Below are 22036 nucleotides of genomic sequence, written 5' to 3'. Positions count from 1 at the left end.
TCAACGCAACTGCAGAACCGAATCGAGCACCTGGGACCCCACGTCGATGACCCGTGCATTGGCCTGGTAATACTGCTGATAACGGACCAGGTTGGCGTACTCCTCATCCAGGTTCACACCGGACTCGGATTGCTGATACTCGCGCAGTTGCTCGGTAAGCCCCGATTGCGCGTCCAGATTGACCTGCGTGATGTTGGTGGTATTGCCCACGTCGTTGACCAGGGAGGCGTAGGCGTCGCTGACCGATGACGTTCCGCCGACGATCTTCTCGCTCTGCAAGTCGAGCAGCGCCAGCGCGTTTTCATTGTTACCGCTACCGCCCTCGCTGCTCGCGGCGGCGATCTCCGCGCCTTCGCTGATCGCCACTTCGAAGTCCTGCGCGGCGGTGCGCGTGGGCTGCAGCATAAAGGTATCGCCTTCCTCCGGCGTACCGGTCACGTTCAGGGACACACCATCCAGCGATGCCTCGCCGTCGTCATTCACATCTAGAGTGCCGGTCTTGCCATCGGAAAGCCTCTCGTATTCGTAATTTCCGTCTTCGGTGGCAGTAATGCGGTAATCGCTCGAGGTCAGCTTCGTAACGTCGCCATATTCGGCGGTGATCTCGCCGGTACCGTCATTCTCGCTATTGCTCAAAACGCGCGGCGAGCCAACATTGAAGAAGGCTCCGCCGTCTTCACCGTTGAGATCGACACCTTGCTCATGCACGGCATTGAATTCCGCCCCCAACACCGCCGTCATGCGGCCCAGTTGGTTCTGCACGCTGTCCAGCGTTTCGCTGCGGAATGACAACAAGCCGCCCAGTTCGCCGTTCTCGAAGGCGCTATCATCGATCTGGTTGACGTTGCCCGCCGCGTCGCGATAACCGATCACCGTGCGCGACGGGTCTTCGCTGGAAGACACCGCTTCGAGGTCATAGCTCCGCGTGCCTGACACCAGCGGCTGGCCATTTTCCAGGTTGATGTTGTAGGTATCGCCATCCTGGACGTTCAGGTCCGCGCCCACTAACTCATTGAGATCGGACACCAGCTTGTCCCGCTTGTCGAGCAGCGTGTTGGGCTCTTCACCGGACTTGGCGCGCGCCTGGGTGATCTGGTCATTGAGTGATGCGATCTGCGTAGCAGTGTTGTTGATGTCCGTCACCGTCCCTTCGAGCTGACCATTGAGGCTACTGCGCATGTCGCCCAGGTAAGAGTCGAAAGAACGAAACTGCGCCGCCATGGACGACGCCGAACCCAACACTCCTTCGCGGGCCGCGGGATCGGATGCCGCGCCGGAAAGATCGTCCAGGCTGGAGAAAAAGTCCTGCATCAGGGGCGCTAGCCCCGCATCGCTATCGGCCAGCAGGTTGTCGATCTGCGAAACCTGGCTCTGATAGCTTTCCAGGGCGCTTGTCTGGCTGTTGGCGTCGTTGTACTGCTCGGTGATGTAGCTATTGAATTGGCGCTGCACTTCGTCGACCGAAACCCCGGTGCCCGTCGAGCCATTGCTATAACTTTCCCCGAGAATAGGCAACTGGCGATTGTAGCCCTCGGTATAGACGTTGCTCAGGTTGTTGCTGGTCGTCGACAACGCTGTCTGGGCCGCACTTAGGCCACTCAGGCCAATCGAGAAAATGCTCATGACACGTTTTCCTGGCTAGGGGTACCGGGCCCTATCGAGGATGGCCGGCACGACGAATAGTGATTACTTGTTGTATCGGCAAGACCGCGCACGACTTGAGGAAAAATCCATGCGGAGGCTCAGAAAATGCCCGTGGGCATGCGCGACACGCCATAGGGATCGGCATTGTCAGCTTCTGCGCCGGCGCCAGAGGGCTCGGTGGCACGGGCCAACGCTGGGCCGCTCGCGAGGCCTTCATCGATCTGTGCCATCACATCGATCACCTTATCGGCATAGTTCGGGTCGGTGGCATAGCCGCCGGACTGCAATGCGCGCGCCGCGTTTTCCGGTGTCGATGCGGTGACCACGTCGGCGTAACGCGGGTTGTTACCAATCAACTGGGCGTAATCCTTGAAGGCGGCCTCAAAGGAGTCGTAGACGCGGAAATCATCGCTTTGCTGGCGAGCCCGGCCATCGACATACTCCGTGGTCATGATACTCGTATCATCCCCGTCCCAGCCGTCGCTGGCCTTGATACCGAAGAGATTATGGCTGTTGCCGCCATCACGGGTGGGGATCTCACGCTCACCCCAACCGGTTTCCAACGCCGCTTGCGCCAGGATCAATGACGCGGGCACGCCGCTCTCCTGGGCAGCCGCCTCGGCAGGCTCACGCAAGCGCGACAGGAATTCTTCGACATGCGGCGCCGCACGCGTCTCACCGGTAGCGGCTTCCGCCACCGATGGCCGTGTCTCACGATTTTCCGCCACTTCCGGCATCGTCGCGCGTGCAGACGACGCGTCGGAGGCCTGCGTCGCAGCGTCCTCCTTGGCAACCGTATCTTTGGGGATGATCGGATCGCTCAATACGCGCGGTGTGCCGCGCGGAATACCGGCAATCAGATCGCTGCGCGTCACATCGTCATCGCGACCGACAATGCCTCTGCCCTGCAATTGCTCGACCAGCATGTCCGAGAGCCCAATGTTCCCCGAGAGCTTTTGCGCCCATTGCTTATCGAGCATCGAGGTGTAGGTATCGGTCTCATTGCTGCTGAGCAGATCGGACTGCGGAATCGCATCGCGCATGCTCTTGAGCATCATCTGCAGAAACACTGCTTCGAACTGATCCGCCGCCTGCGAAAGCCCCTTCTCGGGGGAGTGACTCGCCGTATGCTTGAGCCGTGACAACGACTGCACATCGAGGGCGAACTGGTTACTGAGTCCATCGACACTCATCAGATGATCTCCAGCTCCGCATTGAGCGCGCCTGCGGACTTCAGCGCCTGCAGAATCGACATCAGATCCTGAGGTGAAGCGCCCAGCGCGTTGAGGGCATTGACGACATCCATGAGTTCGGCGCTGGTATTGACCATTTGCAGCGCCCCGCCTTCCTGCTGGATGGAAATGTCCGCATCCGGCACCACCACCGTATCGCCGTCGCTCAGGGGATTGGGCTGACTGACCTGAGGCGTGGAATCGATGGTCACCGAGAGATTGCCGTGCGCTACCGCCGCGCGGTCCAGCGTCACCTCACGATTGAGGACCACCGAGCCAGTACGCGAATTGACGATGACTTTGGCCGGGCCTGCATTGGGCGTAACGTCCAGGTTCTGGATGCGCGCCATGAAATTGACCCGCGAGTTGCTATCGCTAGGCGATTTCAAACGGATCAAGCGGCCATCCATCGCCGCGGCCACAGGCTCACCGAAGTCCTGGTTGATGGCCTCGACGACGCGCTGCGCCGTCGTGAAGTCAGACTCATTGAGGTAAAGATCCAGCGTACCGTCACCGCGCCCCAAGCGCAGGGCCACTTCCTGCTCGACCGTGGCCCCACCGGGAATCCGCCCGGCCGCCGTGTGATTGACCTGAACACTGTTGCCGGCCTGCTGGGCGCCCACGCCACCGACCAGCAAGTTGCCCTGTGCCATCGCGTAGACGTTGCCATCCACCCCGCGCAGCGGCGTCATCAGCAGCGTGCCGCCACGCAAGCTGTCGGCGTTACCCATCGAGGAAACGGTGATATCCATTTCCTGGCCCTGACGCGCGAAGGGAGGCAACTGCGCCGTCACCATGACCGCGGCTACGTTGCGCAACTGCATGTTGGTGCCTTCAGGAATGCTCACGCCCAACTGCGAGAGCATATTGATCAACGTCTGGCCCGTGAACGGCGTCTGCGTCGTCTGGTCACCCGTGCCGTCCAACCCCACGACCAGGCCATAGCCTACCAACTGGTTCTCGCGCACCCCGGCGAAACTCGCCAGGTCACGAATGCGCTCGGCCTGTGCGGGAGCGGCGCAGACACCACACAACAACAGCACGCCCATCCAACGCAGCAAACTTCTCATGGCGTATCTCATCCTCATCAGAAAGGCGCACTCATCAGAAAGGCGCAATGTTCAGCCAGAGACGCTGGAGCCAACCCATGTGCTGCGCCTCGTTGATGTAGCCATCACCCACGTATTCGATGCGTGCATCGGCCACCTGTCCCGATGGCACGGTGTTCTGCGTCGTCACCGAGCGCGGATCGACAACCCCCGAGAAGCGGATGTACTCGGTGCCCTGATTGATGGCGATACGCTTTTCCCCACGAATGCTGAGATTGCCGTTGGGCAGAATATCCACCACCGTCGCTGTCAGGGTGCCGGTAAAGGTATTGCTGGCGCTCGCCCCGCCGCTGCCCTCGAAGTCGTTTTCGCCCGAGACATCCAGGCCGTTGTCCTCGAGGAAACTCATCAGGTCGGGGATCGTCTCCAGATCAAGCCCCATGCTGCCTTCGCGGTTCGCATTGGCCGAGGAATCCTTGCTGGCGCTGACATCTTCGTTGATCGTGATCGTGATGATGTCGCCGATCTGACGCGGACGCCGATCCTGAAAGAGCGGCTGATATCCGTAGCGCGCCTGATAGATCGCCCCATTGGGCTGTGACATTGGCGACTCGGGATAGGTCACCGGGCCAGCATCGGGCACCACCGACTCATGCGGCAACTGCGCGCAGCCGCTCATGACCAACAGCACGAGCAGACATAGCACGCGTGCCAAGATGCCAAACCCGCCTCGCCCTGCCATGAGGCCGCTCATCGGCGAGCGCGGCTTGTCGCCGTCGGATACGCTCACGCGCGTCCCTCTTTCCACGTCCATCCCCTTCACGACGCGACTCCTCACAGCTGCGTCAGGCGCGACAGCATCTGATCGGACGTTTCCACCGCTTTGCTGTTGATTTCGTAGGCACGCTGGGTCTCGATCATGCTGACCATCTCCTCCACCACATTGACGTTGGAGGTTTCGACGTAGCCTTGATACAACCGCCCTGCGCCTTCCATGCCCGGAATCAAATCATTGCGCGGACCGGAAGCATCGGTTTCCTGATAGAGGTTCTCACCCATGCTCTCGAGACCAGCGGGGTTGATGAACTTGGACACCATGAGCTGGCCGACTTCCTGCGACGCGGTGTCGCCGGGCTGCGTCACGGAGACCACGCCATCCTGGGAAACCGACACCGACAGCGCGTTTTCCGGGATCACGATGGGCGGATCGAGCGGATAACCGCCGGCGGTCACCATCTGACCGTTCTCATCGATCTGGAAACTGCCATCACGGGTATACGACGTGCCGCCGTCGGGCATTTGCACCGCGAAGAAACCGTCGCCATTGATGGCCAGGTCTTTAGAATTATCGGTGTTCTGCAAGCCGCCCTGGGTATGCAAACGCTCGGTGGCGACCGGGCGCACCCCGGTCCCTACTTGCAAGCCGGAAGGCAGCGTATCTACCGCCGAGGCCTGCGCACCGGGCTGACGCACGTTCTGATAGAGCAGGTCCTCGAACACCGGCCGCGAGCGCTTGAAGCCATTGGTCGACACGTTGGAGAGGTTGTTGGAAATGACATCGAGCTTGACCTGTTGGGATTCAAGCCCCGTCTTGGCCGTCCACAGCGATCTAATCATGACTCTTACCTGTTAGAGGGCACCGCGGGGCGATGCCGGAAATTCGTTGGCGCGATTAGGCTTGAATCGACAACAAGCTATTGGCGCGTTGTGCGTTCTGGTCGGCGCTCTCGATCACCTTCATCTGCATGTCGTAGCGACGCGCGCCGTCGATCATGGCGACCATGGCATCGGTGGCGCTGACGTTACTGCCTTCCAGTACGCCGGATTGCAGACGCGCATCCTCGTTCTGAGGTTGCGGTGCCGCTATGTCGGCATCCTCTCCCGGCGGCAGGCGGAACCATCCATCGTCGCCACGCGTCAATGCCTGCTGGTCCGGTGTCACCAGCTTCAAACGCCCCACCTGCGCGATTTCATCGGGGTTGGCACCGGCCTCGATCACGCTGATCGAACCATCCGAGCCAATCGAGAAATCCGCATCCGGCGGCACCACGACCGGGGCATTGTTGTCGCCCATGACGGGCTCGCCCTTGACGGTCAACATGCCATCCGCGTTGACCTGCAGATCGCCACGCTTCGTGTAGGCCTCGCCGCCTTGCGGATCCTGAATGGCAAGGAAGGCATCGCCCTGCATGGCGACATCCAGACGCCGCCCCGTCGCGTTCATGTAACCTGGCGAAAAGTCCGTGCCCGGCGTGGTCGCCGCTACCGTGGTACGTGTCGCCAGACGGCCGTCTCCTTCTACCGGCACCGCGCGCATCGCGTCGAGTTCAGCGCGAAACCCCGGTGTCGAGACGTTGGAAAGATTGTGACTGACCACCGCCTGCTGATTCATCGATTGGCTGGCGCCGCTACCGGCGGTATAGATAATCCGATCCATGCTGATCGTCCTGCTCGACTCACAACGAATGAAGCCGGCCGAAACGGCCGGCCGGCTTAGGCGTTAACGCAAGTTGGTGACCGTTTCCAGAATATCGGACTGGGTCTGGATGGCGTTGTTGTTGGCCTGGAAGTTGCGCTGGGCGATGATCATGTCGACCAGTTCCTGCGTCAGGTCCACGTTGGAGGCTTCCACCGTGCCCGACTCCAGGCTACCGATCTGGCCGGAACCGGCCTGACCCAGCAATGCCGCGCCGGATTCCTGGGTTGCCGTCCACAGGTTGTCGCCTTCCGGTGTCAGCCCTTCAGGATTGCGGAAGTTAGCCATGCCGATGGTGCCGACTTCGCCGCTATTGCCATTGGAGTAGTTGGCCATGATTTCACCGTTCTCGGTGATATCCACGCCCACGAAGGTGCCAGAAGCATTACCGTCCTGAGCGAACTCCCTCAATTCGAAATCTTCGCCATTCTGGGTGGTGCCAGCAAGGTCGATATCAAAACTCAACTGGTTCGCGCCGTTACCCAACTCGGCCGCATCTGCAGTAAATGTCAGTGACGTAGCCCCTTCAGTACCATCGCCATTGGGATCGGCATTCGGATCTAATTGACCATTACCATTGAATGTCAAAGTTTGTGGATCAGAGACTAACGGGGCTCCGCCGCCAGGGTTTGGTATAGAAGCCCTAGCCTCCCAAGTATTGGTATCTGTCTTGGTGTAATACATGCTCATGTCGTGTGCGACGCCCAGTGAGTCATACACGGTGCCGGCATTGGTCACGTAGGAGTAAGAATCACTGTTGTCCTGTTCGAAAGGAACAGCATCACCATCAATCGTCTCTGCTTCAGCGTCCAGGTTGAATGCAGCCTGCGCACCGTTCTCGGTACCTGTCGCCTGGGCAGCCTGGCTAAACTCCGTCACCTGCAGCGGCTCGCCTTGCTGGTCCGTCAGACGCGCACCCTGAGCGTTCTCGAAGTAACCGTCGGCGCTCATGGTGAGCTGGCCATTGCGCGAATACGCCATTTGCTCGTTCTGCGAAAACTGGAAGAAGCCATCGCCGGCGATGGCCAAGTCGAGGCTACGCCCGGTGGTTTCGAGACTGCCGGTACCGAAGTTCTGCACCGTGTCCGCGACGCGCGTCCCCAACCCTTGGCTGTTGGCGTAGATATCGGCGAACTGTACCGAGGAACTTTTGTAGCCCACGGTCTGCGAGTTGGCGATGTTATTGCCGATGGTGTCCAACTGCGACGAGGCCGCGTTGACCCCGCTCAATGATTGTGAAAAGCCCATTTCCTTTCCCCGCGTTAATTTGGATTCAAATCGTGATCAAAGAATCTGACGTATGTCTTCTAAGGCGACACTATCGGAGGTACCCAAATCGAGGGTCGGACCGTTCTCACCCGACGTCACGCCTTGTACCAAGGCATAATTGAGCGGTGTGACGGGAACCTCTTCGCCGCCGACCTTGGCCGTCATCTCGACGTTATAGGCGCCCTCGGCCACGGCATTGCCATCCAGCCCCGTGCCCGGCCAGTCGAAGGCCTGCACGCCCGCCGGTACATTTTCCTCGACACTCTTATGGACGACCTGGCCAGAGCCATTGGTGATGGTAATCTCGAGCTCATCGGCGCCCGTTTCCAACTCGGCGCCCAGCGGGGTGGCCACGACGCTACCATCTTCGCCTTCACCCACGCGTACGGTGCTGCCCGGCACCATCACGCCTTGGCCAATCAGCGACGAAGCCTGCAGCGTTTTGCCGGCATCGATCTGATTGTTGATTTCACCCAGCGAGTCGTTGAGTTCCTGAATACCGCTGACGGTGTTGATCTGTGCCAACTGCGCCGTCATGTCCGAATTGTCCATCGGCTTCGTCGGATCTTGGTTTTGCAGCTGAGTGATCAACAGCGTCATGAAGCGTTCGTTGAGATCTCCCGAAGACTCCATACCGGTAGTGCGCGTTTCATTCGCGGCGTTGGCATTGGGCGTACCGTTGATCGAGGCAAGCGTATTGCTGCCGATAACCGAACTAGCCATTTTTCTCTCCGTTAACCTTGTCCGATGGTGAGCGTCTGACTCATCAGCGACTTACTGGTATTCATGACCTCGACGTTGGCCTGGTAGGAACGCGACGCCGCGATCATGTCGACCATTTCATCGACCGGATTGACGTTCGGCATGGCCACGTAGCCCTCTTCATTCGCCAAGGGATGCTCGGGGCGATACTCCATACGCGGTGGTGAATCGTCCTCGACCACCTCGGTCGCACGCACGCCACCCACCTCGCTGCCACCCTGAGACTGCGCCTGAAACATGACGTGCTTGGCGCGATAGGGCTCGCCATCGGGGCCAGCCACACTATCGGCGTTAGCCATGTTGCTGGCGGTGGCGTTCATGCGCTGTGACTGCGCACTCATCGCCGAGGAGGAAATATCGAAAATACTGAACATGGACATAGCGATCATTTACCTTTCAGGCTGCATGGCACCTTTGATGCCCTGGATTTTGCTAGTCAAAATCGTCGTATTGGCCTGATAGCGCAGCGCGTTGTCGGCGAACGCAGCACGCTCGCGATCCATATCAACGGTATTGCCATCTAGGCTCGGCTGCTCGGGAACGCGGTACAGCAGATCGTGGACACCGCCGCCGCCCGTCGCCTGTGCCGGGATATGACGCGCGGAGGTCGTGGTGAGCGACAAACCGCCCTCTTGACCGCGCCCGCCGGATTGCATGGCGCGATCCAGTTCCGCCGAGAAGTCGAAATCACGTGCCTTGTAATTCGGCGTATCGGCATTGGCGATATTGTTGGCCAATACCTTCTGGCGCTCGTGGCGAAGGCTAAGCGCCTCCTGGTGGTGATCCAGGTAGCCTGAAAGCTTGTCGATCATGCCCTGTGTCCCTGTCATCGCGTTCGTTCCGCGGTTCGTTCCCCTTCGCTAGACATGGGGAAATTTGCACGATGCAGAATAGCCGCGCCGCCGTCACTGCAAACGACTAAACAAGCCGATATTTGAGCGCCATTTCCACCTTTGCTTGATGTGACGTCCCACTAGAATCAGGTCATCGGGTTCCGGCTTCGACACGCATTGAGGCTCACTCAAAGGCTCACTCAAGCGCTCCGGCAATCACTCAAGGGCTTCGGCAATGCAGCGCATCCTCAACGCAATTCGAGCATTTAGCCTCGCGCGCCCACTCGGGCTCGTGCTGGGCCTGCTTGCGATAGCGGCAACGCCCACGGCGCTAGCCACCCCGGACGACGCCATCGCCCAGGCCACCCGGCACTTTCTGATGACGCAGGCCGCATCCCTGGGAGACGATGTCGGCGTCGAGCTGACCAGTGACACCTCGCGCCTTCCCGAATGCCGCTCGCCGCAGCCGTTCCTGCCTCGCGATGGCGTGCCGCAAGGCCGTGTCATGGTGGGCGTGCGCTGCAGCAACGATGAACGGGTTCGCTATGTACAGGCACGCGTCTCGGCCAGCGTGCGTTTTCTGGTGGCCTCCACGGCCATCAAGCGCGGTGAGCGACTTAGCGCCGACATGCTCGACTGGGAACGCGCCGATGTCTCACGCCGCCCCCGCAATGCCCTGAATGACCCGAGCCAGGCCATTGGCAAAGTCGTCATGCAGCGCCTCGTCAAGGGCATGGCCTTGCGCGGCGATAGGCTGCGTCAGCCGTATCTCGTCCATCGCGGCGAGGCCGTGACGCTCATCGCCGGCGGCGAGGGCTTTTCGGTGACGCGCGAAGGTGAGGCATTGAACAACGGCGGCAAGGGCGATTCTGTACGAGCCCGCATGCCGGATGGGAAAGTGCTTCGCGGCCAAGTGGACGCACGGGGAAGGCTTGCAGTCAGTTACTGATAGACACGTCAACAGACGCTACAATGCCGGCAGCGTGGCAGTGAATCGCCGCCTTCAAAAATGAAGCGATCAATGCCCTACAGTTTTTATCAACGTGGCCGATAAAGGGTACAAGCCCGCGCTGCAAGAGAGCTCAATTGTGAAAATTTCCAACCTACATCCGCCGACTCAGGCCTCACAGAGTGAGAAGAGTGACGCCGCCCAGCGTACACCGCGTAACGGTGACACCGCGCAAACCGGTTCGCCGGCAAGCATCACCACGCTGAGTCAGGGCAATGAAACCGATACCAGCCAGGACATCGACGCCGCACGTGTCGACGAGATCCGCCAGGCCATCAGCGACGGCCAACTGGAGCTTGATACCGGCAAGATCGCCGATGGCTTGATCGACAGTGTCCGCGACATGCTCGGCGACACGCCGGCCCGCTAATCTCGGTTCGAACACACGCCGGCCTGACACCCGGCACAAAACCAAAGGATGGATGGGACGCCATTATGTCGCTCGCCGAAACCCTGGACCGCCAACTCGACGCCATGCAGCGCTTCGTCACCTTGCTGCGCGAAGAGCGGCAGTCCTTGTCCCAGGGCGAGGTCGATGGCCCCGAGCTGGAACGCCTCGCCGAGGAGAAGTCCCAAGTCGCTGCTGAACTGGAAACGCTCGACGCCGAACGCCGCCGCCTTCTGCATGAGCAAGGCCACGGCGAAAGCCGTCAAAGCGCCGAGCGCGCTGCCACCGAGGTACAGCGACAAGACAGCTGGCACCAGCTGCGCAGTACCGGTGAAGAGGCGCGCCAGCTCAACCGCATCAACGGCTTGCTGGCCATGAACCGTATGGAGCAGAACCAGCGCATGCTCAACTTCCTGAAAGAAGCCGCCGGCAGCACGATGTACGAAGCCGATGGACGTTCACGGCACAAAGGCCTCAACCGCATCAGCTCGCGAGTATAGTGCGAGCATCGACTCCGTCCCTTACCAGGCACTGCCCCTTCTCAAACACCGTGACGGCCTCTCCCCTCGCCTTGCGTACAGGCATGAGAAAGCTACTGAAATGAACCATACTGATGGCATGCTCAACGCTTTAGGGGAGTCATGCCATGGACTTCATCGCCGTCGCCCTCAGCCTGCTACTGATCCGCCTCGCGCTACCCACTGACTCCACAAAGCCCACGCGCGCTGACATGCCGCCATTGCACCGGCCGCGACATACCACGCACTACCAACGCCGGCCGCCCACGCCACCACCACGTTATCTTCACCGCTGCAATACGGCTACTTACAAGGATTAACGTAGGTTATTGGCACCATTTCATCGCTATGGCAAAGCCTATATCGAGTAATATATGCAGTGAGACGAAGCTGCATCCCAATGGCCTCATCTCTGCGTACAAAGCTTTGCCCCATCCATTTGGATGGGGCTTTTTTCGTTAAAGACGTTTGTTATTAGAAATCAAGCCAGCCGTTCCAGCAGTGCCTCGCGCCTTTCTTCAGCCATGAAAGCGGCTTGCAAAGCATTGCGGGTCATGTCGATGAAGTCGTCTCGTGTCCACCCGAAGGCCTCGTAACAGGCGACGTAGTTATCCAGCATGCCGCCGCCGAAATAGGCGGGATCGTCGGAATTAAGGGTGACGTTGAGCCCCGCCTCGCGCAGAGCGGGCAGCGGATGTTCGGCTAGCGTGTCGGTTACCTTGAGCTTGACATTGGAAAGCGGACACACCGTCAACGGTATGCGGGCTTCGCTCAACCGCGCGACCAGCTTGGGGTCTTCCAGGCAGCGCACACCGTGATCGATGCGACACACTTCGAGCGCCTCCCAGGCTTCGCGGATATAAGCGGCGGGCCCCTCCTCTCCGGCATGCGCCACGCCGGGAATGCCCAGCGCCCGCGCCCGCGCGAACACCTCGGCGAAACGCCCCGGCGGATGATCGCGCTCGGCGCTATCGAGCCCCACTGCATCGATCATCGAATGCCAAGGCGTCGCCTGCTCGAACACCTCCAGCGCTTCGGCGGGGTCACGATCTCGCAGAAAGCTCATGATCAATGCCGAGGAAATATCGTAGCGCGAACGCGCCTCACGACACGCCGCCAACAACCCCTCGAACGGCGCCTCGAGCGGCACGCCACGCACCAGATGCGCCTGCGGATCGAACGACAGCTCGACATGCACTACGCCATCTTCCCGGGCACGGGCGAAATACGCCATCGCCAGATCATAGAAATCGTCCTGCGTGTGCAACACGCCCATGCCCTGGTAATACAAACCGAGAAACGACGGCAGATCCTCGAAATCGTACGCCGCGCGCACCGCCTCCACCGAGTCATATGGCAGCGTCACACCATTACGCGCCGCCAGGGCGAACATCAGCTCCGGCTCCAGCGTCCCTTCGATATGCAGATGCAGCTCAGCCTTGGGCAGTTCGCGCAGCCACGTCGTCATCGCCGTCTCGCTCGTCGTCATCGCGTCTCTCACCTTATGCTGTCCGTTCGGTCAAGGATGCATCAAGGGCTAGCCGGATGCCAATGGCGCCATTCATGGCTGACGGCACCTCATCATCTGAAAACGACGCTCTGCTAAGAGCTGACAACGACATTCTCACTAGGCGTTGGCACGACCGCTTAAATGTCCGGCTTCTCGCCTATCCCGCGACTTACGCGGTCTGAGCGAATCTTTCGATGTGGTTTTCGGTTCATCGCACTTTGACGGGAAATGCAGCACAGATCATCGCGAACAAGTTCGCTCCCACCATCCCACTGCCGGTTAGATTGTCCTTGTGGGAGGGAATTTATTCCCGATAGCAGTGAACATGGTCGGGCCTTACCACTTCACACTGATCTGCAATGAAGCGTATTTAGGCCACTAGCCAGTGTTGCGAGTGATATCATAAAACGCTATCATACCGTAATGAAAACCAAGCACCGGAAGACCCTGACAGCCGTCTACCGTCATCCCACAGCCAGCGGGATCGTGTTTGCCGACATTGAGGCGCTTGTCATAGCCTTAGGTGGCGTGGTTCGCGAAGGCGATGGATCGCGTGTCGCCTTCGATCTAGGCGAAGGTGCCCGGCTCTATTTGCACCGCCCCCACCCCGGTAAGGAAGCTAAGAAATATCAGGTTGAAGACGTCCGTGCCTGGCTGGACGAGAGAGGAGTGACGCCATGACTAATGCACTCAAATACCAAGGTTATACCGCGCGCATCGAGTTCGATGCTGAAGATGAGGTATTCGTAGGCCGCGTGCTCGGGATTGCCGACCGCATCAGCTTCCATGGTGAAAGCGTCGCCGAGCTGACCGAAGCTTTTCATGTGGCGGTTGACCACTATCTGGAAGACTGCCGTGTGACAGGGCGTGAACCTCTGAAACCGGCATCCGGTCGCGTGATGCTGCGCATTCCCCCCGAAGTGCACGCCGCCGCCAACGTAGCGGCCCAGGCCTCCGGCAAGAGCCTCAACCAGTGGGCTACCGATGCCATCGCCCAGGCCGCTGGCGAGACAGCTCACCCCTGAGCCATTGATTCAGGCTTGCTACTGCCACCCCCTCAACAAAAGAACACGCCCTTGCTGTTCTGGGCCAGCATGCCGGCTCGACATTCACCGCCCCGTTGCAAGCGGCGAACGACCTCCAGTTGCCGCACGGGCTGAAACTCACTCATCGAAAAGCACCTCTTCGATGCTGCGGGGCGTTTGTGTCGGCGTCTCGGCTAGTGCGGAGACACGCTCCAGCCAGTCGACACACTGCCATAGCAGCAGAAACTGGCGCAGCGAGATCTGCCCTGTCGTCTCGAATTTCTTGATCGTGGGGGCCGGCACGCCGCTTTGTTCCGCAAGGCGCTGGCGAGACCATTTAAGTTCCCGGCGGCGAGCGCGCACAGCCTGAGCCAGTTCCTCTTGCACGTCCGCCGCCGTGCTCAGCGACAATCGCATAAGCTACCCCATAAAAGACCCAATAGTATCCATAGTGGCACAAATAGCGCCTTTATGGATACTATCGTATCCATAATTTTGCTTATGTATCACTCGCCTCCCAACGCCTTACCGCCACCATCGACATGAACTTGCCCTCCTCACTGAACGTCAATCGAAACACGCCGTGCGCGCCATCCGGGGTGACGATGCGGCGCAGTGCCGTGGCGGGAAAGCTCACCCGGCGCCCGTCCACGCTGGTGGCGATCACGGTTTGCATGGCGCCTTCGTAATGGTAGCGACACGTCTCAAGGGAAAGGTCGAGCATGATATCCAGCGAGGGCATGACGAGCGCAGGCTCCAAGTGAATGACTGGGTGAATAAAGAGACGCCAAGTATACCCAGCCACGGCCCATGAAAAAATTTGCAATTCACCCCTAAAGCAAATTCCCCCTGCGCCGATAAATGAGGTAACGGCCAACGGCGCCGTTGTGGCACGCCCCGGAATTACCGACGGCAGGCCAATGGAGCCCAACAGAGAGGAAAGTCAAAATGGCAGTTATCAATACGAACATCACGGCCATGATCGGCCAGCAGAACCTGAGCCAGTCACAGAGCGCTCTGTCCACTTCCATGGAGCGTCTGTCCTCCGGCCTGCGCATCAACAGCGCCGCCGACGATGCCGCCGGTCAGGCCATCGCCAACCGCATGAGCAGCCAGATCAACGGCCTCAGCCAGGCACAGAGCAACGCCAACGACGGCATCTCTGTCGCCCAGACCACCGAAGGCGCCCTGAACCAGGTCAACGACAACCTGCAGCGCGTACGTGAGCTGACGGTTCAGGCCCAGAACGGCACCAACAGCCAGGAAGACTTGAATTCCATCCAGGACGAGATCAACCAGCGCCTGGGTGAAATCGACCGTATTTCCGACGAAACCAGCTTCAATGGCGTCGACGTCCTCGCTAAGAATCAGGAAATTTCCATTCAGGTGGGCTCCGAGGATGGCCAGACCATCAGCATGAACCTGCAGAAAGTCGATTCCGGAACGCTGGAACTAGGTAGCTTTAACGTAAATGGCACGATGGAAGACAATACGGCAGCCGATACCGGTGCATTGGATGACGCAGGCTTCACAGCTGGTACCACAGATGGTGGCGTGACAGCATATTCCTCGAATACTGGTGCAGCAGACAGTAGTGATGCCGTCGCCAGCTTGGCAGACGGTGACACAATAACTTCGGACGGTACCACCTATACCAAGAATTCTGATGGCTTCTTGGCAGATGGTGATACTGCAGGTAACGAAATTACTACAGCAGCAATGGCCACTGAGCTTGATAATGACGGCGGCACCACATCGACTGGCTATACCATTGCTACCAGTGGTGACGGCGGCGCAGTCACTGATACTGCAAGCGGCGATACGGCTTATGTCAATGCAAATGACGCACTGACCACCGAAGACGTGACATACTACGAGCAGGACGATGGGACGATCAATACAGAGTCGGATGGTAGCGGTGATCAGGTATATGCCAAAGATGATGGCACCTTGACGACCGAAGCCTCTAGCCTAGTGGCCGGTAGCAAAACCGGTGATCCGCTCGCTTCATTGGATTCTGCCATCAGCCAGGTCGATAGCCAGCGCTCCGAACTGGGGGCTTTGCAGAACCGTTTCGACTCGGCCATCACTAACCTGAGCACTACCGAGACCAACCTCACCTCCGCTCGCTCGCGCATCGAAGATGCCGATTACGCGGATGAAGTCTCCAACATGACCAAGAACCAGATTCTGCAACAGGCCGGCACCTCCGTACTGTCCCAGGCCAACCAGTTGCCGCAGAACGCCCTGTCTCTGCTGGGCTAACACCGGCACTGCGTCGATAGAGCCACGGCTTTATCATCAAGTAGTAACGAACCGGCTTCCTCGTGGAGCCGGTTTTTCTTCATAGGCGGCTGCGCCCCAGGATTCGTACGAAACGCCGGCGAGTGCCGAATTTTCGTACAAAGCCTGACGCTTTTCGATGTTGATGAGATACACGACCGGAGTGTTACATGACGACGCAAGAGACCGTAAATAATCTTCTGAAAGACATCCGGGATAAGCTCTCTCAACACGAGAAAAGCGCCTGGCAAGACGCGCTCAAGCAGCTCGACGACGCAGAACAACATGCTCCAGGCGACCCGGAAATTTTGTACTTGCGGGGGTGCGCAGAATCGAAACTCGAGCGCCCACAGAAAGCGTTGAATGCGTTCCTGCATGCCTCGTATCAAAGGCCTGACGATGTCAGCCTTTTTCATTACATTGCCAAGCAGCATGCACGGCTCGGCCATGACAAGGCAGCACTCAGTGCATTGAAGCGCTGCCTACAACTCAATCCCAAGAGCACGAAAATAAGGCGCCTCATTGCGGCCACCAACTTCCAAATCGGGAATATGGAAGAGGCGGAAAATTGGAGAAAAAAAGCCGTTCTTGAGCAGCCTTTTTTTGTTACCAACAATCCTGGAGAGAACACCAAGCTACATGTCTTGGTGTTACAGACCGCTTATGCAGGTCGCTGGGGAATTAGCAGGAAAAACTTTCAAATCAACTTAAGCGAAGGGCACAATAACCTTCACAGTTTGTTGGACGCCGAGCATGTAAAACTCATGATCCTCTACATTGACGAAGTCATCAAGCACCCGGAGATCATCCGCAAGCTGCCACATTATGATGTGGTTTACAATAGCATCACCGATGCCGAGCGGGGCGAAGTGGCCTTGAATCTCGTCGAGGGTGTTCTGCATAAGTTCGACAAGCCTGTCATCAATCCGCCGCGGGCTGTTCTGGGCGCATCGCGCGAGGGTAATTACCGGCGCTTCAAGGACCATCCGACTCTTATTCTGCCGCTGAGCATCAAGCTGGAGAACGTCACGGGGCATTGTCGTGACATCGTGCAGCAGGCGATACAAGAACACGATCTCGCCCTGCCCCTGATCGTTCGCGTCGCGGGTTATCAGAACGGCAAGTTGATGCATAAGGTGGAAGACCTTGAGCAGCATGACTTTTCCAATATTGATGAATTGCTCGCTGAAGGGCCGCAAACGCTTTATTGCATCCGTTATCATGAAAGTGGGCTCGACCATCCTCGCGCGCCAGGCGATAGGTTGTACCCCAAGTACCGCGCTTTCCTGATCGACGGCAAACTTTACCCGATCCATGTGCGCTTCGGTCATGGCGACTGGAACGTCCATATGCCAGAGCACAAGCCCACGGTAAAACGCTTTCCTTGGCTGATCGATGAGTGGGAACGCGATTTTTTCGAAGACCCGGAGGCGATGCTGCCGAAAGGTGCATGGCGAGAGCTCGAGGAGGCGCTCAAGGGCATCGGCGTCGATTACCTAGGCGTGGACTTCGGCATACTCACCGAGCCCGAGAACGCCGATAAGTTGGTGATATTCGAAGCCAACCCCGCGATGCGCAACTTCCTTGATCAAGTGGACCCCGAGACACCGGCCTATCAGGCATCTTATCGCGCTATACACGCAGCCCATGACATGTTCGTCGCGCGGGCAAACCTGGCGCCCTGGGAATACGTATTGCATGAGGGGCAGCCAAGCGAGCCCAGCGCGAATGAAGAGGCGCCTTTTCCTTTCGAATGGGAGTTTACGGGCAGGGCCGTGGTGTTGGATAACGCAGCTTCCATCCCGCGACATCCGCGCTTTCGCCAATGGGTCGAGACCAATACGCTGGCCATCGTCTCGTTCGATCCGCTTAGTCGCGTCAACGCCCGCGATGTCGAGAATATCGAAGAATTCCAGCATATCCCCCATGCCCTACTGGGTGACGGCGGTCAAACAACGCTGTATCAGACACTCGATGAAACGCTAAGCGCGCCCCTATCACCATTGCCGCCCGAGCAACTACCGGAGAGCCTTCGTGATGGTTCGCGGGTGCTCGCTCGCCTTCCCGCCAAAACGGTGGCGCTGGATAATATCGAAGGCTTGAAGAGCCTGGACTGGCTGATACTGGATGAATTCTCAGATGCGGCCACCATTTTGGAAAATGGCGTCCATGCGCTCGCCGATACGCTACTGCTGCAAATCGGCGTAGCCTTCTCACCCACGCATGAGCGTCAACCCACCTTAGCGGAAGTGAGTCACTGGGCAAGCCAGCATGGCTTCATTTTTTACCGTCTCAACCAGCCTCATCACCGTAGTATGCTGCCCGATAGAGCGGATATCGAAGCGCCACAGTCCACGCAACTGGTCAGCGCGGACGCTCTATTCATCCCTGATCCAGCGCGTCGCAATGCGCTCAGCGAGAATCAATGCAAGCGTTTGGCCTTTATTCTCGACATGGCGTTTGGCATCCATGATTTACCCTATCGCTTGCTGGCCCAACATGATGAACAACTTGCTGAAGACTACTTGCGAGCACGTGGCTACATTTCCACGCCGCAAGACGGGCATGAAGAAGAGAGCAATGCTGGGTTAGAAGCCGCTCTCTGATATTTGTTTTTCTCTGGCTACCTAGCCGCTGTCTGAAAAGTCAGACGAGCGAAGGTCAGACAAGGCAAAAATCAGCGAAAAGGCGGAGTTTACGGGATGTAAATGAGCATTTTGAGCTGATTTTTAACGCCGTATGGCCGAGCGCAGACAGTTTTCAGACAATGCCTAGTGATACAGGAACGTGACATGCTTCACCGCCATCATTCACAGCGCATAGCCGAACTGCAGTCGCCACAACAGAGGACGCCAGGGCACTGGCAGGGGATTGACGAATGAGTACGTCACTGGCACTCGATCCCCAAAACTGGCACGCCTTGGAAGAGGCCTTTCATCAGGCGCTGAAAGCGGGGCTGGAACATCTCCAATCCTTGGAGGAACAGCCTGTCTGGCGGCCCGCCCCGGAAGCGGTGAAGTCTGCGTTCCGCGCGCCGTTGCCTAAATCACCCAAGCCGTTGGAGCAGTTGCTGGATCAGTTTCGTGATCAGCTTTTGCCTTATGGCAATGGCAATACTCACCCCCGTTTTTTTGGTTGGGTGCATGGCGGCGGAAACCTGTATGGGGCGCTGGGCGAGCTTTGCGCGGCATTGCTCAACAACAATCTCGGCGGTCGCGATCATATCGCCCATCAAGTGGAGCACCAGGTACTGCAATGGAGCCGGGAGATGTTTGGATTCCCGGCGAGCAGCTCTGGGTTACTGACATCCGGCACCTCCATGGCCACGCTCGTTGCCTTGGCAGTGGCGCGGCAAAGCGCTGTTGGTGCCTCAATGAAAACCCAAGGGCTACAAGGCAACACATCGCCCCTCGTAGGTTACTGCTCGGCACAGAGCCATAACTCCGTGCTGAAAGCGTTCCAACTGCTCGGGTTGGGTAGCGACGCCCTGCGTGCAGTTCCTGTCAGTGACGACTTCACACTGGATACGCACGCACTGGCGGAGCTGATAGCAGCAGACCGCCTAGCCGGCGCTACCCCCTTCTGTGTCATTGCAACGGTAGGAACCGTCAATACAGGAGCCATCGATGATATCGCCGCCACTCGCGATATCTGCGATCGCGAAGGCCTGTGGCTACATGTGGATGCCGCTTTCGGTGGAGCATTGGCGCTACTGGACGAATACCAGAATGCGCTAGGAGCTGTTCAAGATGCCGACTCGATCGCCTTCGATTTTCATAAATGGTTTCAAGTTCCCTATGCAGTGGGCGGGCTACTGGTCAAGGATGCCAACACGCATCGTGCCACGTTTTCTGAACGCAAAGAGTACCTGACAACTGAGCCCATGGGGCTTTCCGCAGGCGCCCCGTGGTTCTGTGACTTCGGCCCCGAACTCTCGCGTGGCTTCATGGCCCTGAAAGTATGGTTCACGTTTCAAGGGGTAGGAACGGAACGCCTTGCAGGAGTGGTACGAAAACACTGCCAACTGGCCACAGAAACGGCCAACGCCATTGACGCTTCAGCCAATCTGGAGCGCCTGGCACCAGTGCCCATGAATGTCGTTTGCTGCCGATACGTGCCACCGCGTTTACAGGGTGAGGCATCACAGCAAGCGGCCTACCTGGATGCGCTTAATAGCGCCATTGTCACGCAGCTTCAGTTGCAAGGCCGCGCAGCGCCTTCCACCACCGTTTTGCATGGCTGTGTGGCTATCCGCGTGGCAATTGTAAATCATCGTACGGAAAGTGCTCACATGAATGATTTAGTGTCTGATATCCAACAACTAGGCACGCAAATCGATCAGTGCTTTGCCTTTCTTCTTCAACCGGCCCAATGGCACTTGATGCAGGGCGGCGATGCGCGCTTGGTCGTTGATCCCGATACTGAGCTTAACCGTTATGGTTGCTCCCCAGCTCCACGGAACCATGCCTTCACTTTTTCCTCTTCTACGGCCACCTCCATCTCTGCACCGGCTTATCACGCAGCAGAGCGGTACCAACAACGCCTTCTGCACGATTGCGTAAAAGCCGATGACCTTGCGCCGCTAGCCCAGCATTGCCGTGATCTGGAATCAAACCTAGCCACAACGTTTGGATTCGCCGACCTCAACCCCGACCTGCATCTATCCCCCTCGGGCACTGATTCACAACTTCATGTCGTCGCTGCCGTGACGACGGCAATACCCGCCAAGTGGATCAGTATCGTCTGTGGTGCGGATGAAACAGGAAGCGGAACACCTTTTTCAGTCACCGGCTGCCACTTCGATAATACGACCTGTCTCGGCCATACCGTGACCAAAGGCGAACGCCTAGCAGGCATGGCGCCAATCGCCTATAAAGGCGTGCCCTTTCGAGATGCCCGTGGGCGCTTACAGACCATTAAGGAAATGGACAACGCCATTGAGGATTATGTGCGTGATGCTGTATCACAAGGCTACAATGTGATGCTGCATGCCATGGACCAGTCTAAATTTGGCTGCTGGGCACCTTCTCCCAAAAAACTGGATCAGTTGCGCAATGATTACGGCCAACGGATACAAGTTATCATTGATGCTTGCCAGTTACGCATTGATCAAGAAGACCTGTCCAGCCACCTCTCGAAAGGCGATATCTTATTATTGACGGGTTCTAAATTCTTCACCGGCCCTCCTTTCAGTGGCGTCGCTATATTCCCCAAAGAATTTTCACGACAGTTACTTCACTCTGGCCGCGCTTTACCACAAGGGCTTGCCGAGTATTTACCCAAGCCCGATCTAGGCAATTGGGAAGCACTCCTTCAAACGGCTACAGCGCCACCGACTATTGGCATGTATTTGCGTTGGAAAGCCGCTTTGGAAGAAGCCCAACGCTACTACCAAGTGCCTAAAGAAAAGCGAATCGAAGGACTAGACCGCTTTAGTCATGAAGTGTCTGATCTTATCGATAGCCATCCCCAGCTTGAACCATTATTCGAAAAATCGAGCGCATGGTGGGCACGTTCCGATATGCTAGGAGACGAACTGGGAGTTCGTCGCAGTATTTTTCCATTCCTGATTCGTCATCGCAACGGCGAGTACCTTGCCCAAGATCAGGTAAGAGACCTTTACGAAAAACTGAACAGTGATTTCAGCGCTGACGTAAAATTCGGGGAAAAAGAACTGGCAGCACAGTGCTGCCATATCGGACAACCCGTCAAGATAACTGGGCACAACACTTCGGCATTGCGTATTAGCATGGGCGCTCGAATCCTCTCTGATGGCTGGCATGACGGTACTCATGATAGCCAACATTTAGAAGAAGAGCTTCGTCAAATCCGCGTGATCTTGGAAAAGATATCACTTTGCATTGCCTAAGCACAGCGCACCAACTCAACATGAGACGTGATGACCTCGATCCGGTGCCACCGCGCCGGATCGTCACGCTCCCTGCCTAACGCCAACAAAATATCATCAGTGCCTAAAGTTCCTCTTGCGAATGCCGATAACTGAATAAATACAATGACCGCATCCTCTATGCCAAGGG

The 22036-nt window shown here is 57.9% G+C and carries 21 protein-coding genes; 8 read left to right on the top strand and 13 right to left on the bottom strand.

The genetic code is table 11. The features are described from left to right. The 10 genes from flgK to flgB form a co-directional block, all read right to left on the bottom strand. Positions 1–1623: a flagellar hook-associated protein FlgK gene (gene flgK / locus KZO83_RS14985; protein WP_247621338.1), complete on the bottom strand. Its 1623-nt coding sequence runs from the start codon at positions 1621–1623 to the stop codon at positions 1–3. 119 nt (positions 1624–1742) lie between these two features. After that, a complete protein-coding gene (gene flgJ, locus KZO83_RS14980) occupies positions 1743–2837 on the bottom strand; it encodes a flagellar assembly peptidoglycan hydrolase FlgJ (protein WP_247621337.1) in 1095 nt (364 codons plus the stop codon). Beyond that, positions 2837–3946 carry a flagellar basal body P-ring protein FlgI gene (locus KZO83_RS14975; protein ID WP_098060054.1) on the bottom strand — a complete coding sequence of 370 codons (1110 nt, stop codon included), beginning with the start codon at positions 3944–3946 and terminating at the stop codon, positions 2837–2839. Before KZO83_RS14975 ends, flgJ begins: the two co-directional genes overlap by 1 nt. Positions 3947–3980: 34 nt before the next feature. After that, on the bottom strand, positions 3981–4667 hold the full coding sequence (locus KZO83_RS14970) for a flagellar basal body L-ring protein FlgH (RefSeq protein ID WP_247621429.1): 687 nt from the start codon (positions 4665–4667) through the stop codon (positions 3981–3983). A gap of 92 nt (positions 4668–4759) precedes the next feature. After that, positions 4760–5542: a flagellar basal-body rod protein FlgG gene (gene flgG / locus KZO83_RS14965; protein ID WP_178998813.1), complete on the bottom strand. Its 783-nt coding sequence runs from the start codon at positions 5540–5542 to the stop codon at positions 4760–4762. Positions 5543–5597: 55 nt separating this feature from the next. Continuing rightward, positions 5598–6362, bottom strand: a complete 765-nt coding sequence (locus KZO83_RS14960; protein ID WP_040241328.1) for a flagellar basal body rod protein FlgF — start codon at positions 6360–6362, stop codon at positions 5598–5600. A gap of 63 nt (positions 6363–6425) precedes the next feature. Beyond that, entirely contained in the window at positions 6426–7649 is a 1224-nt protein-coding gene (locus KZO83_RS14955; RefSeq protein WP_247621336.1) for a flagellar hook protein FlgE, read from the bottom strand. Positions 7650–7685: 36 nt separating this feature from the next. After that, positions 7686–8393 carry a flagellar hook assembly protein FlgD gene (locus KZO83_RS14950; RefSeq protein ID WP_247621335.1) on the bottom strand — a complete coding sequence of 236 codons (708 nt, stop codon included), beginning with the start codon at positions 8391–8393 and terminating at the stop codon, positions 7686–7688. Positions 8394–8404: 11 nt separating this feature from the next. Beyond that, positions 8405–8812, bottom strand: a complete 408-nt coding sequence (flgC, locus tag KZO83_RS14945) for a flagellar basal body rod protein FlgC (protein ID WP_246895673.1) — start codon at positions 8810–8812, stop codon at positions 8405–8407. A 9-nt stretch (positions 8813–8821) separates the two neighbouring features. Next, complete coding sequence (flgB, locus tag KZO83_RS14940; RefSeq protein ID WP_178998835.1) at positions 8822–9244, bottom strand: flagellar basal body rod protein FlgB; 423 nt, start codon at positions 9242–9244, stop codon at positions 8822–8824. A 256-nt stretch (positions 9245–9500) separates the two neighbouring features. Between flgB and flgA the strand changes: the two genes are divergently transcribed. From flgA to KZO83_RS14925, 3 genes are all read left to right on the top strand, one after another. Beyond that, the gene (gene flgA / locus KZO83_RS14935) at positions 9501–10214 is read left to right on the top strand and encodes a flagellar basal body P-ring formation chaperone FlgA (RefSeq protein WP_247621334.1); all 714 of its coding nucleotides are present in this window, start codon (positions 9501–9503) and stop codon (positions 10212–10214) included. A 139-nt stretch (positions 10215–10353) separates the two neighbouring features. Beyond that, positions 10354–10644, top strand: coding sequence for a flagellar biosynthesis anti-sigma factor FlgM (gene flgM, locus KZO83_RS14930; RefSeq protein WP_247621333.1), 291 nt, complete (start codon positions 10354–10356; stop codon positions 10642–10644). Positions 10645–10709: 65 nt separating this feature from the next. Next, positions 10710–11162: a flagella synthesis protein FlgN gene (locus KZO83_RS14925; RefSeq protein ID WP_075369197.1), complete on the top strand. Its 453-nt coding sequence runs from the start codon at positions 10710–10712 to the stop codon at positions 11160–11162. A 499-nt stretch (positions 11163–11661) separates the two neighbouring features. On the opposite strand, the gene KZO83_RS14920 is transcribed toward KZO83_RS14925, so the two are convergent. Then, positions 11662–12669 carry an adenosine deaminase gene (locus tag KZO83_RS14920; RefSeq protein ID WP_418904315.1) on the bottom strand — a complete coding sequence of 336 codons (1008 nt, stop codon included), beginning with the start codon at positions 12667–12669 and terminating at the stop codon, positions 11662–11664. Between the two features lie 444 nt (positions 12670–13113). Here KZO83_RS14920 and KZO83_RS14915 point away from each other — a divergent pair, with 444 nt between their 5' ends. Both KZO83_RS14915 and KZO83_RS14910 read left to right on the top strand, forming a co-directional pair. Beyond that, positions 13114–13371, top strand: coding sequence for a type II toxin-antitoxin system HicA family toxin (locus KZO83_RS14915; RefSeq protein WP_247621332.1), 258 nt, complete (start codon positions 13114–13116; stop codon positions 13369–13371). Next, a complete protein-coding gene (locus tag KZO83_RS14910; protein ID WP_246922097.1) occupies positions 13368–13715 on the top strand; it encodes a type II toxin-antitoxin system HicB family antitoxin in 348 nt (115 codons plus the stop codon). Before KZO83_RS14915 ends, KZO83_RS14910 begins: the two co-directional genes overlap by 4 nt. Positions 13716–13853: 138 nt before the next feature. On the opposite strand, the gene KZO83_RS14905 is transcribed toward KZO83_RS14910, so the two are convergent. Further along, complete coding sequence (locus tag KZO83_RS14905) at positions 13854–14132, bottom strand: helix-turn-helix domain-containing protein (protein WP_247621331.1); 279 nt, start codon at positions 14130–14132, stop codon at positions 13854–13856. Positions 14133–14214: 82 nt separating this feature from the next. Next, positions 14215–14457, bottom strand: coding sequence for a DUF2835 family protein (locus KZO83_RS14900; RefSeq protein WP_247621330.1), 243 nt, complete (start codon positions 14455–14457; stop codon positions 14215–14217). Positions 14458–14663: 206 nt separating this feature from the next. On the opposite strand from KZO83_RS14900, the gene KZO83_RS14895 reads away from it, so the two are divergent. From KZO83_RS14895 to KZO83_RS14885, 3 genes are all read left to right on the top strand, one after another. Then, the gene (locus KZO83_RS14895) at positions 14664–15980 is read left to right on the top strand and encodes a FliC/FljB family flagellin (RefSeq protein ID WP_247621329.1); all 1317 of its coding nucleotides are present in this window, start codon (positions 14664–14666) and stop codon (positions 15978–15980) included. A gap of 188 nt (positions 15981–16168) precedes the next feature. Continuing rightward, positions 16169–18604 (top strand): tetratricopeptide repeat protein, encoded by a 2436-nt coding sequence (locus KZO83_RS14890; protein ID WP_247621328.1) that lies wholly within the window; start codon positions 16169–16171, stop codon positions 18602–18604. 272 nt (positions 18605–18876) lie between these two features. Then, on the top strand, positions 18877–21867 hold the full coding sequence (locus KZO83_RS14885) for a pyridoxal phosphate-dependent decarboxylase family protein (protein WP_247621327.1): 2991 nt from the start codon (positions 18877–18879) through the stop codon (positions 21865–21867). Positions 21868–22036: the final 169 nt, after the last annotated feature.

The organism is Chromohalobacter moromii, from assembly GCF_023091865.1.
Taxonomy (GTDB): Bacteria; Pseudomonadota; Gammaproteobacteria; order Pseudomonadales; family Halomonadaceae; genus Chromohalobacter; species Chromohalobacter moromii.
The sequence above is the reverse complement of the archived record's forward strand: the minus strand, read 5'-3'. Positions and strand labels throughout refer to the sequence as shown.

Excerpts from the sequence above, each read along its gene's own strand:
- flgK (WP_247621338.1), bottom strand. The coding sequence starts at position 1,623 with ATGAGCATTTTCTCGATTGGCCTGAGTGGCCTAAGTGCGGCCCAGACA.
- flgJ (WP_247621337.1), bottom strand. The coding sequence starts at position 2,837 with ATGAGTGTCGATGGACTCAGTAACCAGTTCGCCCTCGATGTGCAGTCG.
- KZO83_RS14975 (WP_098060054.1), bottom strand. The coding sequence starts at position 3,946 with ATGAGAAGTTTGCTGCGTTGGATGGGCGTGCTGTTGTTGTGTGGTGTC.
- KZO83_RS14970 (WP_247621429.1), bottom strand. The coding sequence starts at position 4,667 with ATGGCAGGGCGAGGCGGGTTTGGCATCTTGGCACGCGTGCTATGTCTG.
- flgG (WP_178998813.1), bottom strand. The coding sequence starts at position 5,542 with ATGATTAGATCGCTGTGGACGGCCAAGACGGGGCTTGAATCCCAACAG.
- KZO83_RS14960 (WP_040241328.1), bottom strand. The coding sequence starts at position 6,362 with ATGGATCGGATTATCTATACCGCCGGTAGCGGCGCCAGCCAATCGATG.
- KZO83_RS14955 (WP_247621336.1), bottom strand. The coding sequence starts at position 7,649 with ATGGGCTTTTCACAATCATTGAGCGGGGTCAACGCGGCCTCGTCGCAG.
- KZO83_RS14950 (WP_247621335.1), bottom strand. The coding sequence starts at position 8,393 with ATGGCTAGTTCGGTTATCGGCAGCAATACGCTTGCCTCGATCAACGGT.
- flgC (WP_246895673.1), bottom strand. The coding sequence starts at position 8,812 with ATGTCCATGTTCAGTATTTTCGATATTTCCTCCTCGGCGATGAGTGCG.
- flgB (WP_178998835.1), bottom strand. The coding sequence starts at position 9,244 with ATGATCGACAAGCTTTCAGGCTACCTGGATCACCACCAGGAGGCGCTT.
- flgA (WP_247621334.1), top strand. The coding sequence starts at position 9,501 with ATGCAGCGCATCCTCAACGCAATTCGAGCATTTAGCCTCGCGCGCCCA.
- KZO83_RS14925 (WP_075369197.1), top strand. The coding sequence starts at position 10,710 with ATGTCGCTCGCCGAAACCCTGGACCGCCAACTCGACGCCATGCAGCGC.
- KZO83_RS14920 (WP_418904315.1), bottom strand. The coding sequence starts at position 12,669 with ATGACGACGAGCGAGACGGCGATGACGACGTGGCTGCGCGAACTGCCC.
- KZO83_RS14915 (WP_247621332.1), top strand. The coding sequence starts at position 13,114 with ATGAAAACCAAGCACCGGAAGACCCTGACAGCCGTCTACCGTCATCCC.
- KZO83_RS14910 (WP_246922097.1), top strand. The coding sequence starts at position 13,368 with ATGACTAATGCACTCAAATACCAAGGTTATACCGCGCGCATCGAGTTC.
- KZO83_RS14905 (WP_247621331.1), bottom strand. The coding sequence starts at position 14,132 with ATGCGATTGTCGCTGAGCACGGCGGCGGACGTGCAAGAGGAACTGGCT.
- KZO83_RS14900 (WP_247621330.1), bottom strand. The coding sequence starts at position 14,457 with ATGCCCTCGCTGGATATCATGCTCGACCTTTCCCTTGAGACGTGTCGC.
- KZO83_RS14895 (WP_247621329.1), top strand. The coding sequence starts at position 14,664 with ATGGCAGTTATCAATACGAACATCACGGCCATGATCGGCCAGCAGAAC.
- KZO83_RS14890 (WP_247621328.1), top strand. The coding sequence starts at position 16,169 with ATGACGACGCAAGAGACCGTAAATAATCTTCTGAAAGACATCCGGGAT.
- KZO83_RS14885 (WP_247621327.1), top strand. The coding sequence starts at position 18,877 with ATGAGTACGTCACTGGCACTCGATCCCCAAAACTGGCACGCCTTGGAA.